The organism is uncultured Eudoraea sp., assembly GCF_947260015.1.
In the GTDB taxonomy this organism is placed as follows: domain Bacteria; phylum Bacteroidota; class Bacteroidia; order Flavobacteriales; family Flavobacteriaceae; genus Eudoraea.
Map to the genome: position 1 here is coordinate 1 of NZ_CAMYOM010000032.1, position 14,904 is coordinate 14,904.

The window sequence follows — 14,904 nt, forward strand, 5'->3', positions numbered from 1 at the left end:
TTATTAGACATAGTCGTAGGTTTTATTTTAGTTGAAACTCTGGTTGTCTGGATAAGTGCATCAGCAATAGGAATACTTGTTGGGGTACTTCCGGGCTAACGGCAAGCATCCATAATCCAAGTCCGCCAGGAATATAATCTGAACCGTAATAGTTTTCCGGGACATCTTCAATTTTGAAAACATCCATTGCATTTTCAAAATCCTGGGGTGTTAGCAATCCTAATGGTGTAAATTTATCTACTATGGCTCTTACCACAGTTTCGGGATTACTTGTATTGCTATCAGCAGCACCAACTGCATCCATTGCAAGGGTTTGGAATTGCAGCGGGTTGTTCTGGTAAAACATTTCCAGATATACCTCGGCAGAGAGCCATCGCCCTATCATAAAATTGGTGTTAATCCATGTCCTGTCTCTTTGCCATCCGGCAACGTCAAAAGGATCAAAAAGTTCCTGTCCTAAAAGTCGGCTTGTATCAATTACATTAAGTAAAGTTCCATTGTCATACGCAAAATTGGTTTCATTAATTAGATTCAAGTAAATATCAAATGGACTCTTTATAATGACTCCTATAGCTTCATCATCAAAAAAGTGCTGACTAGAGAATAATTGTGTTAATACCGGCGCTATTTCAAAGTTATTGGCAACAAAAGTGCTGGCCATACCTGAAATTATCATTTGTGCATTCCCGGCATCATCACTGGAATCCGGATGAACAAAAAATTCGTATAATTTTCCACAAATAAAAGCAGCTATTTCGTTGGGTCTCTGCTGGAAAAGAATATTAATGACATCATCATAGCCCCAATTGCCTGTCTGACCTAAAATAGTTTTAGGACCAGCGTCAAATCGGGTAGGATCAAATAGAACCTGTTCACAACCTATTTCTCCCCTCTCAACATAACCAGTAAGAGCCTTAGCTGTTTCAATGATATCCTCTTCGGTGTATCCGTTTCCTTCACCCAATGTAAAAAGCTCATACAATTCCCTTGCATAATTTTCATTTGGGTTGTTACCATTATTATAAACGCCATCCAAATAATAAAGCATGGCACTGGTAAGACCCATTTCACTAATAAAGGTTCTGAAATTACCTATAGCATTTCTTTGCAGGCAATTCGTATAATAATAAAGGAAAGAATTACAGTCATAAATATCCAGTTCAGTAACCAAATGGTTACTCCAGAAAAAGCTTAGCCGCTCCCTGAGGTTGTTGTTCAACAAGCCATTGGTATAGCTTATCCGCCATTCCTCGGCTTGGGCACGTCTAACCTGTCTTGCCAGATCGTCGTCTGCCGGATAGTTACTGTTGTTCCAATCTGCCCAGGCAGGAGCCGGAGTAGGGGCCATAGTGACCGCTTCATTGATCAAACTATTTACCAGAGTGCTGGCATCCGCGCCAACCGCATCGTTGATAGTTTGTACTGAGGCACTAAAACCGAGTCTTCTGTACAAATGCGCCGCCCTTATTTTATCCAAGGGTGTTGTGTGTGGCGCTAATGTAGAGGTATTACAATTAACGAAGTATTCCATAGTTTTTTAGGCTTTAAGAACGTTCATGTGTTTAGGGGCAAATTCTTAACGCGTAAATTTTATGGATATTATTATCATCCAAATATTTTCGTTATTCTGCATGGAAATTACAATCTTCTTCTTGAAATTAGGTCCGATTTGCCGATATTTTCGACAAACTGCTTTATTTTTTAAGAAATCGGAGAATTTATGGGCGTGCATAATGAGTTTGGGAAGGAAGGTGAAGAATTAGCCGCAGCTTATTTAGTGAAAAAAGGATACCTTATTATATGTCGTAATTACCGCTACCTGAAGGCTGAAATTGACATTATTGCGCAAAAAGGTAATACAATTGCTATTATTGAAGTAAAGTCGAGAAGCTCGGCATATTTTGAAAACATTGCTGAAACAGTAAGCAAAAAGAAAATAGGCTTGCTGGTAACGGCCGCGGATAATTATGTAAACACAAATAAACTTGATAGGGAGGTAAGGTTTGATATTATTACTATCCTTAAAAAAAATAACAAATTTTTCATAGAGCATCTGGAAGATGCTTTCTATCATTTTTAAAAATTTATTTTATTTATAACATTTTGTTATATTTGTAGCCACACTTTTAGATATGAAAACAATCTCATCTGTTGTAGAACATTACATAAAAAAGAAACCATTTTTACAAAGTGCTCTTGCACAGGGAATCATTAATCTCACTTCCCTGTCGCGTCTTATCAAACCGGAAATTCAGGAAGAATTGGGGAAAGATATCCGCAATGGGGCTATAGTTATGGCGCTTAAGCGTTTGTCAGATGATCTTGAATTCAGAGCGACCCACAAAATTATAAAAGTGCTTAAAAATATCGGGGAAATCACGGTGCGCTCATCATTAACAGATTTTACTTTTCTGGTATCTGATTCCATTTTAGAAAACCAAACTGAACTCCTGGAAGAGGTGAATAAAAATAAAGATGTCTTTTACACCTCTTCAAGAGGAGTTAATGAGCTTAATATAGTTGTAAGCAATAGTTTGGATAGTATCATAGAAAAGTTATTTAAGGAAGAAAAGTGTACACAGAAAGCTGAAAACCTGTCTTCCATTACTGTAAAACTCCCGGCGGAGAATGTTTCTGTTCCAGGGATTTACTATTTCATTTTTCAGCGATTGGCGTGGGAGGGGATTGTCCTGTACGAAGTTATTTCTACAACCAATGAATTCACTATCATTGTAAATGATGAACAGGTAGACATTGCTTTCAAAACAATAAAGGATTTAAAATCGCTGTAAAACAGCGATTTTAAATTAATGCTGCCAGGCATGAAGAGATGTATATTAACTTACCTTGTAGATCATTCAAATAAAGATAATTAATACCGCCAGGCTAACATAAGTGGTTTATCATATTCAATAAAATAAAAGTCTTTAAGTATTTTTAGGGAAGTATCTCCGGGGAATTACTCTAAATATCCAGGTAGTGAATAATAGTGGTACATCAAATAACTGCCTTCTGCTGTTTTTTTGACAATGGTTGAAGTACTTCCAGAGCTTTATTTACAGATTTAATACGATCGAAAATTAAAAGTAACCTAAGCCCATTACGGGTTTGTTTTTCTTTAAGCTTGCAGGTTTCATTATGCTGTTGTGCATAAGAAAGAACATTTGAAAAATCCGGGCTTTGGAAAAAGGCAGACTGCTGATCTGAAATAAAGTAGCCCAATAGTTTCCCTTTTTTTAAAACTACTTTTTCTAATCCAATACCCGTGGCAATCCACTTGATTCGAACTGAGTTAAGCAAATCCTCCACCTGTGTTGGGTACGCACCAAATCTGTCAATAAGTTGAGACTCGAATTCTTGAAGTTCTTCTTCAGTACTAAGCGTGTTTAATTCGGTATAGAGGTTTAATCGTTCTGTGGTGTTGTTAATATAATCATCGGGGAACAGCAATTCAAAATCTGAATCTAACTGTGTATCTTTTACAAATATTTTTTCCTTTCTTTCAGTTTCCTCATAAAGGTCCTTGAATTCATTTTCTTTTAATTCATCAATAGCTTCGGACAATATTTTCTGATAGGTTTCAAAGCCAATTTCGTTTATAAACCCACTTTGTTCGCCCCCCAACAGATCTCCTGCACCGCGAATTTCAAGGTCTTTCATTGCTATGTTAAAGCCACTTCCCAATGCGGTATACTGTTCCAATGCCTCAATTCGTTTCCTGGCATCGGGGGTCATTACCTCATATGGGGGTGTAATGAAATAACAAAAAGCCTTCTTATTACTTCGGCCAACACGTCCCCTCATCTGATGCAGATCACTTAATCCAAAGTTATTTGCATTATTGATAAAGATGGTATTTGCATTTGTCACATCCAAACCACTTTCTACAATGGTGGTAGAGACCAAAACATCAAATTCCCCATTCATAAAAGCCAGCATTAAAGTTTCCAATTTCCTGCCCTCCATTTGACCGTGCCCTATACCGATTTTTGCATCAGGCACCAACCGCTGTATCATTCCGGCAACCTCCTTAATATTTTCTATTCTGTTGTGAATAAAAAATATTTGCCCACCTCTTTGAATTTCATAGGATATGGCATCACGTATTACTTCTTCACTAAATTGTGTCACATGACTTTCAATGGGATACCTGTTTGGTGGTGGTGTGTTTATAACAGATAAATCCCTCGCCGCCATTAAACTAAATTGCAGCGTTCTTGGAATAGGAGTAGCCGTAAGCGTAAGAACGTCTACATTTTCTTTTATTGATTTTAATTTGTCTTTAACTGCTACCCCGAATTTTTGTTCTTCGTCAACAATAAGCAATCCCAGGTCTTTAAACTGAACATTTTTGCTAGCCAATTGATGTGTGCCTATAAGGATATCTATTTTGCCTGATTGTAATTCATCAAGAATTATGCGCTTCTCTTTTGCAGTTCTAAAACGGTTAAGATAATCTACTTTAACCGGCATTTCCTTCAGTCGTTTGGAGAATGTTCTGTGGTGTTGAAATGCAAGGATAGTTGTAGGTACCAAAACTGCCACTTGTTTTCCGTTTTCTGCCGCCTTGAATGCCGCCCTTATTGCAACTTCAGTTTTTCCAAACCCAACATCGCCGCAAACCAGCCTATCCATAGGCCTTTCACTTTCCATATCTTTTTTGATATCTGCTGTAGCAGTTCCTTGATCCGGGGTGTCCTCATAAATAAAAGAGGCTTCCAGTTCCAGTTGCAAATAGCTGTCTGGTGCGTATTGAAATCCTTTGTCCAGTCTTCTTTTGGCATAGACTTTAATAAGATCAAAGGCTATTTTCTTTACTCTGGATTTTGTCTTTTGTTTAAGTTTTTTCCAGGCTGCAGATCCTAATTTGTAAATTTTAGGGACCGCTCCATCCTTTCCATTGTATTTGGAGATCTTGTGTAATGAATGAATACTTACATAAAGGATGTCGCGCTCACCATACATTAATTTAATAGCCTCTTGTTTTTTGCCTTCCACGTCAATTTTTTGAAGCCCGCCAAATTTGCCTATCCCATGGTCTATATGGGTCACATAGTCGCCTATTTCCAATTTGTTGAGGTCTTTTAGTGTAATGGCCTGTTTTTTGGCATAACCGTTTCGCAAATGAAATTTGTGATAGCGCTCAAAAATCTGATGGTCTGTATAACATGCAACCTTAAGGTCGTGGTCTATAAAACCTTGATATAATGGGAAGACTTTAGTTTTATAGTGCACATTTTCATCTACTTCATCAAAAATGTCATGGAATCTTTTGGTTTGTACTTCCGAGGAACAGAAAATATAATTTTCATAACCCCGGTTGTTGTTCTCATTGAGATTAGTGATAAGTAAATCAAATTTCTTGTTGAAGGAAGGCTGAGGTGTAATATTAAAATCAACACTCTCAGAATTTGGTGTATTATCAAAACCTCCTAAAGTAGCGAGGGTAAAATTTGTTAATTGCTCTTTAAGCAAGCTGGAATTGGTAAATAATTCTTCGGGTTTCGATTGTTTTAGGTCAGAATTGAGTTCTCCAAATGCCTTTTGCGCTTTTTCAAAAAACAAATCAACCCTGTTATAAGTTAATTCCGGGTTTTTTAGGAATATTACGGTGTCCGGACTAATGTATTTCAGGAAACTTTCACGGCTTTCATTGAGGTGTTTATTTTCTACGTTGGGAATTATTCTAATCCGGTTAACCTTGTCGGTAGATAGTTGGGTCTCTACATCAAAAGTCCGGATACTCTCTACTTCATCACCAAAAAATTCAATTCTATAAGGTTCATCATGTGAAAAGGAAAAGACATCCAGAATGCCCCCACGGACGGAGAACTCACCAGGTTCAGTAACAAAATCGACCCGTTTGAAGTGATATTCAAAAAGCACTTCATTTAGAAAATCCAATGAAAGCGAGTCAGACTTATTTATTTTAAGGGTGTTTTTAGTTAATTCTTTTCTAGTGACAACCTTTTCAAAAAGTGCATCCGGGTAGGTAATGATAACTGCAGGTTTTTTTCGGGAATTTATACGGTTCAAAACTTCTGCCCTCAGCAATACATTAGCATTGTCGGTTTCTTCAATTTGGTAAGGTCTTCGGTAGCTTCCCGGATAGAAGAGCACGTCCTTTTCACCTATGAGCTGCTCAAGATCATTAAGTATATATGCGGCTTCTTCTTTATCATTCAAAACAAGGAGAAAAGGACGATCTGTTTTATTAAAGATTGCTGAAATTAGAAAGGAAAAAGAGGATCCGCTAAGGCCATTTAAACTAATGTTAGGTTGGTTTTGGACAATAAAATCCTTCAGTTTCCTGAGTTGAGGAGACTGCGCATACAGTTGCTGCAATGAAGATTTGGTCAACCGTTTAAATTTGTGCAAATATAAATCCTGAAAGCTTGGCAGACCATGATTTGGCTCAAATTTTTATAATTATGTCATCTGCAATAGCAAAAACCTCGTCCTTCAGAGCTTTCTTCATGGTATAAGATCCTGTAAATTTACCAAATGCCGGAAGGATTAATTGATCTTGTGTCTTGAAGAAACAAGGAAGTCGAAGAGATTGTTTTCCTCTGCCTCTAAGTTTAATTGCCGGATGAATATGTCCTGCAAAATTAAAATATCCTTGTCGCTCTTCCGGATGATGTGTGAGCAGAAATTTTTCCGAGGCTAATTCTGATACTACCTGAATTCCAATTCGCTCATACCTCAGAGGTGAAATTATATCGTGATTCCCTCTAATTAAAATAAATTTTAGCTTAGAATTCTTAACCCAGGTTTCAAAGAGTTCCCATTCGCGGTTTAATGAAGAGTGAAACAAATCTCCTAAGAAACAAACTACTTTGGGATCAAAAAAAGCGATAGTTGAATCAAGCAAATCAAAATTTTTGTAAATGGCCCCCCGGGGAACGGCTGCACCAAATTTCCTAAAATGAGAGATTTTACCCAAATGCACATCACTGATCAAAAGGATGGCCTGCTCCTGCCAAAAAAGTGTACCGCTTGGATGCAGGATGAAATTCTGATCTTGAATTTGAATAGTTTGGGTCATTTTTTCAAAGATAAATCATGTAATGTTTATGTGATAAAAGAATTCTAATTAGACTTCCCTTTTCATTAATTTTTCATTTGCTTTTGGTTAAAATGGCGCTCATTCTCTTGATACGGTCTGCTAACTTTTCACTGGATAGTTTTTCCCTCAATCTGTCCGTGATTAATGGGAAAGAGAAGGGTGTAGGACTGGTACAAGGTCTCCATACGATCTCCTGCCCCGCAATACGTTCCAGAGCAATTCGCAAACGACCTTCTTCCAACTGATGTTCAAAAGTCTCTCTGAAGGCTTGCTGATACAATAGGTTGTCCGATTCATAATCCTTGAAAACATCAAACAAAAGCTGAGAATTACTCTGTAAATGCTTCATTTTAATTCCTTTTTTTGGGTATCCTGTAAAAACCATTCCGCCAATTACTGCAATATCGCGGAACTTTCGACGTGCCATCTCAGTTGAATTCAAGCTTTTTTGAAGATCATCGATCAAGAAGGAGGTCGTAAATAAATCGTTATCAAGAACCTGTTGCATATCCACTTCTTTATCCGATAAGAGTTCAAAGCCATAGTCATTAAAGGCAAGCGAAAAAGTAATAGGAGATAGCAGGCTAATTCTGTAGCTCAGTAAACTGCCCATTGCCTCGTGTACAAATCTACCTTCAAAGGGATAAAAAATATGATGGTAACCATCCTGAGTTTGAAATGTCTCTATTAAAAACTCATCAGGTTTAGGCACTGTACTTTCCAATTGCTGTCTGGCAAAAAGGCCGCTGAGTGCTCTAATCTCCGCTGACTGTTCTTTTTCATTCAATTGTACTGAATAAAGTTCTTCTCTCAGCAATTTTGACATTTGTGCAGAAAGTGTTAATCTGCCGCCCATCCATGCTGGCACCTTTGAGGATTTTTTGGATGAATTTCGTACATGAGCCTGCATTTCCTTTATGCGGATAAATTCCAGATTTCTACCCGCAAAGGTAAACACATCGCCTTGCTTTAATTTGGAAATAAAAGATTCCTCTATGGTACCAATATAACCACCTTTCTGATAGCGAACAGTAATATTTGCATCGCCAACAATAGTGCCTATTTGAAACCGATGCCTCATGGCAACCCCGCGATTGTTTACTTTGAATTTTCCGTTTTCATCTACCTCAACCTTTTTATATTCATCATAGGATTGTAAACTCTGACTTCCCAAAACAATGAAGTTTAAAAGCCAGTGCCATTCATCGAGGGTAATACTTTGATAGCAAAAGGTTTGCTTAATTTCCGGAAAGATCTTGTCAGGAAAAAAACCATCTGAAACGGCAAGTGTGATTAAGTACTGTATTAAAACATCAAAGCTATTGAGATAGGGGATTCTGTCTTCAACTGCTTTTTTTTCTACAGCCTGTTTTAGGGCAGAAGCCTCTACTAGTTCGATGGCATGGGTAGGAAGGAAATAAATAACACTTTCTTCGCCGGGTCGATGACCACTTCTTCCCGCTCTCTGTAAAAACCGGGCAATACCTTTTGGCCCTCCAATTTGCACTACAGTTTCTACCGGAGCGAAATCTACACCGAGATCCAGGCTTGATGTACACACCACAGCTTTTAGACTTTCATTTCTTATGGCTTGTTCTACCCATTGCCTTGTTTTCTTATCTATACTTCCGTGATGCATGGCAATTTCCCCCGCTAATTCGGGATGTTTTTCCAGGATTTTTTGGAACCAGATTTCACATTGACTTCTCGTATTGGTAAATATTAGGGTTGTTTTACTATTATTAATTATTGGGATAACTTCATCAAGCAAGCGCAGTCCCAAATGGCCCCTCCAGGGAAAAGTTTCCATCTCTTTGGGAATAATGCTTTTTACGGTAATCTTTTTTTTGAGATTGGCCCTAATCATGACAGAATTTTGGTGAGCAGAAGATTCAGGACCCAGCAGTACTTCTCGCGCCTGCTCAAGATTGCCAATGGTAGCAGAAATACCCCAAATACGTATATCTTTTGCAATTCCCTTAAGTCGTGATAGCCCAAGTTCTGTTTGTACTCCTCTTTTGGTGCCCAGCAATTCGTGCCATTCATCTACCACAATTGCAGAGCAGTTCTTAAAAATTGTATCATATCCTTTTGTGGCTAAAAGCAATTGCAGACTTTCCGGGGTCGTAATGAGCAGGTCGGGCATAATGCTCCGTTGTCTGGTCCTTTCGGCAGTTGAAGTATCTCCTGAGCGTATGCCAACGGTAAGTTGGGTATCTAAATCCCGGATCACTCTTTCTGCAGATTGTTTGATTTCCTGTGACAAAGCCCTTAGGGGAGTAATCCAAATTGCTTTAAGTCCTTTTTTATGTTTTGTCTTATATTCAGGGTTATTTTTAATATAGTTTAAAACAATAGGAAACCAGAGTGCATAGGTCTTGCCACTCCCTGTGGGGGCATTTAGCAGGCCGTGTTTTCCATTTAAAAAGGCCGACCAGGTTTTTAATTGAAAAGGGTAAGGCTTCCAATCTTGTTGCCTGAACCAATCTTCTGCCAGATTATAAAGTTGTTTTTCTGTCATTCTTTCCCTTCTGGCTTTCGACACAAATTGAGCCTGCGGATAGCTCTGTGAATTTACAAATTTCTCTTTAAAATCAATCATGAATATAGAATCCCGATTTGAAGAAATTTGTTAAATATTTTGATTAATTATTAAAAGTATAACCTTTAAAAAAAGTATCTTTACAGCTTAAATTAGTACTGTTTTATGCCTATAATAGATTTATATTTTCATAGTGAACATCGTCGAAATTTAGCACATTTTGCCTCTTTAGCATCTCTGGCTGCAGTTGATGGCGAGGTTAATCCCAGGGAAAAAGTTTTGTTGGATAATTTTGCCCGTAAACTTGATATTACCCATGAGGAATATAAAGAGGTAATGAAGAAATCTAACAAATATCCTATTACTGCCTCGAATAGTCTAAAAGAACGCCTGGAGCGATTATATGATCTCTTTAGGTTAATATATGCTGATCATGATGTGGAAGACGTGGAAATGGTACTGTTAAAGAAATATGCTATCGGATTGGGATTTCCGACCAAAAAAGCCAACAAAATTATACAAGAGTCTGTGGCTATTTTTAGCGGTAGGATCAATTTTGATGATTATCTCTATATCATAAAGCATTAGCAAAAGGAAAACAATAAAAAACGAAAGCACTATTGGTTTTCCCGGTCTCTTTGTCTGGCCATAAATTCTTCTGCTTTTTCTACCATTTTAGGGCTGCCACAGAAAAAAGGCACGCGTTCGTGCAATTCTGTCGGTTGTATTTCCATTATTCTTGTAAAACCATCACTGGCTTTTCCATTTGCTTGTTCTGCTATAAAAGCCATGGGATTACATTCGTAGAGCAGACGTAATTTACCGTTAGAAGCCATACTACTCTTAGGGTATAGATAAATACCACCCTTTATCATATTTCTGTGAAAATCTGAAACCAGAGAACCAATATATCTTGATGTGTACGGCCGGTCTTCCTCTTCTAATTGGCAGTATTTGATATAATCCTTTACACCCTGATGAAAATGAATATAATTACCTTCATTAACCGAATATATTTTACCTGTTTCCGGATACTGCATATCCGGATGGGAAAGATAGAATGTGCCTATAGCCGGATTTAGTGTAAATCCGTTTACGCCATGTCCTGTAGTATAAACCAGCATCGTTGAGGTGCCATAAACTATATAACCGGCAGCCACTTGATTAATTCCGGGCTGTAAAAAATCCTCGAGCTTAACAGGTGTCCCCACTGGAGTAACTCTCCGGTAAATGGAAAAAATAGTCCCTACAGAAACATTTACGTCTATATTTGAGGAACCATCCAGGGGATCAATTAAGACAACATATTTATTCTGATGTAGTTCATCATGACTGTTAATTGTAATAAAATCATCTTCTTCCTCAGAGGCTATACCGCAAACGATTTCCCTGTTTTTTAAGGTTTGTATAAATATTTCATTGGCCATCACATCTAGTTTTTGCTGATCTTCGCCCTGAATATTAGTATCTCCGGCTGCCCCGAGGATATCCACAAGCCCTGCCTTATTCACCTCGTGGTTTACTACCTTACAGGCTAAACGAATTGCATTTATCAGTCTGGAAAATTCCCCTGAAGAGTATTGAAATGAAGTCTGGTTTTCAATAACAAATTCACCAAGAGTTTTATTTTTTTTATCCATAAAAGAAGGTTGTTTTATATGAGTACAAATATCGGTTATTTTGTTAAACTATATCGTTTTCGTAAGCACTAAGTTTTTTAAGTTTATAACTTTGTGTTTTATTTGCAACAATTATGAAATATAGTATTAGAGAGGCCGTAGCAGCCGATATGCCTGCGGTTTTACAACTTATTAAAGAACTGGCAGTTTTTGAGAAAGAAGAAAATGCCGTTGAGACCACAACGGAAGATTTGGTGCGCGATGGTTATGGAAGTGATAAACTATTTCATTGTTTTGTGGGTGCTACAAATGAAACTATAGCAGGGATGGCCCTATTATATCCACGCTATTCAACCTGGAAAGGATCTATATTACATCTGGAAGATCTAATTGTGGCGGAAGCATTCAGGGGGGGTGGACTTGGTACCGCTCTTTTAGATGAGGTTGTAAAATACGGATCAAAATTGGGCGTTAAACGTATATCATGGGAAGTCTTGGATTGGAATGATCCGGAAATTTGGAGGAGCATCGGTTAAAGATGCCAATGGAATAAGAAATTTAGTTAAAGTCCTTGAGGAAACAGGACATCAGAACACATTTTTGGTGGTTTCTGCAATGGGAAAAATGACCAATGCAATGGAGGCTGTGGTTAAAGCGTATTTTGATAAGCGGGTGGGATTAAAAAATGCTTTTGAGGAAGTAGTCTTGTATCACCAAACTATTCTGGAGGACTTATTTGAAGATAAAAAGCATCCGGTTTATGAAAAGGTTGCTCTTCTGTTTGAAGAGGTGCAAGGCTTTTTAGCATGGAACAAATCTCCAAATTACAGTTTTGTTTATGACCAGGTGGTAGGATATGGTGAATTACTATCAACCACCATCGTGAGTATGTACTTAAATGAAGTAGGCATAAAAAATTTCTGGATTGATATTCGGGATTTTATTAAAACTGATGACAATTATAGAGATGGCAGGGTAAACTGGGAAAAAACACAACAGTTAATTTCAGAGGGTGTAGAAAAGAATAAATTATACATTACACAGGGATTTTTGGCAAGTAACGATAATAATTTTACCACAACACTTGGCAGAGAAGGTTCTGATTATACTGCTGCTATTCTCGCATACTGTCTCAATGCCAATTCTGTTACCATATGGAAAGATGTTCCGGGAGTCCTTAATGCAGATCCGAGGTATTTTGAAGAGACAAGTCTTTTAAACAAAATATCTTATCGCGAGGCTATAGAACTAGCTTTTTATGGGGCTTCTGTAATCCACCCTAAGACTTTACAGCCACTGCAGAGAAAGGAAATACCACTGTATGTAAAATCGTTTATTAATCCCAGGGGTGCCGGGACTACAGTTGGCAAAGGTATAAAGATTGAACCCGAAATTCCTTGTTTTATCGTTAAGAAGAACCAGGTGCTGATGAAACTCTCCTCCCTTGATTTTTCATTTATTGTTGAGGATAGTATAGGTGACCTCTTTAAATTGCTTCATGATTATAGAATGAAGGTGGACCTTATTCAAAATTCCGCAATTAGTTTTTCCGTATGTGTAGATAATAAGTTTAACCGGCTTAATGATTTATTGGATCAACTGTCCGGTAAGTTTAAGGTGGTCTGCCATGAAGACGTTTCTTTGTATACCATCCGACATTTTAATACAGATGCTATAGAATCTTTACAGAATGGGCGAGATGTTCTTATAGAACAGCGCGGAAAGGAAACCTTGCAAATCGTGGTAAAGCAATAAACTAAAAGCAGACTTTTACTATGTTAAAAAAAGGGGGCTCTCCTCTTGATTTTCCTATATTTACTTATATATAGTCACATATTCTATGGGTTTAGTCACCGTAAAAGAAGTAGCCAAGGCAATTAATCTCCAGCGATATGGTTTTTTGGGAACGTTCATGGGATGGATCCTGGTAAGGTTAACCAAGTTGTCGGACATTAATAAGTTTTATGACAATAATAAGCAATTGGAAGGACCTGAATTCCTCGACGCCATCCTTGAGCACTATGAAATAGACTTTGAAATTCCGGAAGGTGATTTTAAGAGACTACCTAAGGATGGAGCCTACATTACTATAAGCAATCATCCGCTGGGAGGTATTGATGGGGTTTTACTTCTTAAGTTGATGTTGCAACAGAGACCGGATTTCAAGATTATTGCTAATTTTTTACTTCACCGGATCGAACCAATGGCGCCCTATATCATGCCTGTGAACCCTTTTGAAAATCACAAAGATGTCAAAAGCAGTATTGCAGGTTTTAAAAACGCTTTGAGCCATTTAAGGGATGGACATCCCCTGGGTATTTTCCCGGCAGGAGAAGTATCTACCTATAAAGATGGGAAACTAATAGTTGACAAGCCCTGGGAGGAATCTGCTTTAAAACTTATTCGAAAAGCTGAGGTGCCTGTTGTTCCTATTTATTTTCATGCAAAGAATAGTAAATTATTCTATCATTTATCAAAGTTCAACGATATCTTCAGGACGGCTAAATTACCTTCTGAAGTTACAACACAAAGGAACAGGGCCATTAAAGTAAGAATAGGACAACCAATTTCCGTGAAATCCCAGAAGGAAAATAAAAGCTTAGAGGAGTTTTCAGAACTGTTACGTAAAAAAACCTACATACTCGCAAATGCTTATGAAAAAGAACGCTTAACAGTTCAGATACCCACCACTTTAAAAATACCAAAACCTCCAAGAAAGATAGTAGGTGAAATAAGGACAGAGGTAATACAAGGAGAATTAGAAAAATTAAGAGAGAAGGATTGTCGTTTATTGCAAAGTAAGAATTATGAGGTGTTCCTGGCTCAGGAAAAAGATATGCCTTTTATTCTTAAGGAAATAGGAAGACAAAGAGAACTGACATTCAGAGCAATAGGCGAGGGCACCAATAATTCTATTGATCTGGATAAATTTGATTACTACTATCACCATTTATTTTTATGGGATAACGATGAAAAAAAAATAGTAGGTGCCTATAGAATGGGGATGGGGTCCGAGATTTTTAAGATCTATGGAATTGATGGTTTCTATTTACAGGACCTGTTTGGTTTTGAACCTGAATTATACGGAATGATGCGGCAGTCCATCGAAATGGGACGCGCATATATTGTTAAGGAATATCAGCAAAAACCAATGCCTTTGTTTCTGCTTTGGAAGGGCATAGTTCACACTACATTAAGGCATCCCGAACATAAATATTTAATTGGTGGAGTTAGCATAAGTAACCAATTTTCAAATTTTTCCAAGTCCCTGATGATAGAATTTATGAAATCAAATTATTGGGATCCATATGTAGCACAATATATCAGGCCGAAAAAGGAATTTAAAGTGAAATTAAATGATGCGGATAAGGATTTTATATTTGATGAAACGGAGGCAGATCTCAATAAATTTGACCGCTTAATTGAAGAGGTTGAACCCGGCAGCCTTAGGTTGCCAGTACTTATAAAAAAGTATATTAAACAAAATGCCCGGGTAGTAGCTTTTAATGTTGACCCGTTATTTAATAATTCGGTAGACGGCTTGATGTATATAAAAATAGCAGACTTGCCAGAGAGTACGGTAAGGCCTGTGATGGAGGAATTCCAGGCAGAGTTGGAAAGAAAGTTTACCGAAAATAGCGATAGCTCCTAGTTTAATTCCTTCTCTGCAAATA

At 37.6% G+C, this 14,904-nt stretch carries 11 protein-coding genes; 6 read left to right on the plus strand and 5 right to left on the minus strand.

The window, feature by feature from the left end; genetic code table 11:
- Nucleotides 1–22: 22 nt before the first annotated feature.
- Nucleotides 23–1,531 (minus strand): DUF1800 domain-containing protein, encoded by a 1,509-nt coding sequence (locus tag Q0X66_RS12490; RefSeq protein WP_297706876.1) that lies wholly within the window; start codon nt 1,529–1,531, stop codon nt 23–25.
- A 189-nt stretch (nt 1,532–1,720) separates the two neighbouring features.
- Here Q0X66_RS12490 and Q0X66_RS12495 point away from each other — a divergent pair, with 189 nt between their 5' ends.
- Together Q0X66_RS12495 and Q0X66_RS12500 are read left to right on the plus strand one after the other, a co-directional pair.
- Nucleotides 1,721–2,080, plus strand: a complete 360-nt coding sequence (locus tag Q0X66_RS12495; protein ID WP_297706878.1) for a YraN family protein — start codon at nt 1,721–1,723, stop codon at nt 2,078–2,080.
- Between the two features lie 52 nt (nt 2,081–2,132).
- Nucleotides 2,133–2,792, plus strand: coding sequence for an aspartate kinase (locus Q0X66_RS12500; protein WP_297706880.1), 660 nt, complete (start codon nt 2,133–2,135; stop codon nt 2,790–2,792).
- A gap of 205 nt (nt 2,793–2,997) precedes the next feature.
- Here the strand turns inward: Q0X66_RS12500 and mfd are convergent, their stop codons facing one another.
- The 3 genes from mfd to Q0X66_RS12515 form a co-directional block, all read right to left on the minus strand.
- Complete coding sequence (gene mfd, locus Q0X66_RS12505) at nt 2,998–6,360, minus strand: transcription-repair coupling factor (protein WP_297706882.1); 3,363 nt, start codon at nt 6,358–6,360, stop codon at nt 2,998–3,000.
- Between the two features lie 55 nt (nt 6,361–6,415).
- Nucleotides 6,416–7,048, minus strand: a complete 633-nt coding sequence (gene pdeM / locus Q0X66_RS12510; protein WP_297706884.1) for a ligase-associated DNA damage response endonuclease PdeM — start codon at nt 7,046–7,048, stop codon at nt 6,416–6,418.
- Between the two features lie 73 nt (nt 7,049–7,121).
- On the minus strand, nt 7,122–9,590 hold the full coding sequence (locus Q0X66_RS12515; RefSeq protein WP_297706932.1) for a ligase-associated DNA damage response DEXH box helicase: 2,469 nt from the start codon (nt 9,588–9,590) through the stop codon (nt 7,122–7,124).
- Between the two features lie 186 nt (nt 9,591–9,776).
- On the opposite strand from Q0X66_RS12515, the gene Q0X66_RS12520 reads away from it, so the two are divergent.
- Nucleotides 9,777–10,199, plus strand: a complete 423-nt coding sequence (locus Q0X66_RS12520) for a TerB family tellurite resistance protein (RefSeq protein ID WP_297706886.1) — start codon at nt 9,777–9,779, stop codon at nt 10,197–10,199.
- A gap of 29 nt (nt 10,200–10,228) precedes the next feature.
- Here Q0X66_RS12520 and fbp read toward each other — a convergent pair whose 3' ends face one another.
- Nucleotides 10,229–11,251, minus strand: a complete 1,023-nt coding sequence (gene fbp, locus Q0X66_RS12525) for a class 1 fructose-bisphosphatase (RefSeq protein ID WP_297706888.1) — start codon at nt 11,249–11,251, stop codon at nt 10,229–10,231.
- Nucleotides 11,252–11,364: 113 nt separating this feature from the next.
- Here fbp and Q0X66_RS12530 point away from each other — a divergent pair, with 113 nt between their 5' ends.
- The 3 genes from Q0X66_RS12530 to Q0X66_RS12540 all read left to right on the plus strand — a co-directional run bounded on the left by Q0X66_RS12530 (nt 11,365) and on the right by Q0X66_RS12540 (nt 14,882).
- The gene (locus tag Q0X66_RS12530) at nt 11,365–11,766 is read left to right on the plus strand and encodes a GNAT family N-acetyltransferase (RefSeq protein ID WP_297706890.1); all 402 of its coding nucleotides are present in this window, start codon (nt 11,365–11,367) and stop codon (nt 11,764–11,766) included.
- Nucleotides 11,735–12,985 carry an aspartate kinase gene (locus Q0X66_RS12535; protein ID WP_297706892.1) on the plus strand — a complete coding sequence of 417 codons (1,251 nt, stop codon included), beginning with the start codon at nt 11,735–11,737 and terminating at the stop codon, nt 12,983–12,985. The genes Q0X66_RS12530 and Q0X66_RS12535 overlap by 32 nt, the downstream gene beginning before the upstream one ends.
- A gap of 85 nt (nt 12,986–13,070) precedes the next feature.
- Nucleotides 13,071–14,882 carry a lysophospholipid acyltransferase family protein gene (locus Q0X66_RS12540; RefSeq protein WP_297706893.1) on the plus strand — a complete coding sequence of 604 codons (1,812 nt, stop codon included), beginning with the start codon at nt 13,071–13,073 and terminating at the stop codon, nt 14,880–14,882.
- Nucleotides 14,883–14,904 lie beyond the last annotated feature (22 nt).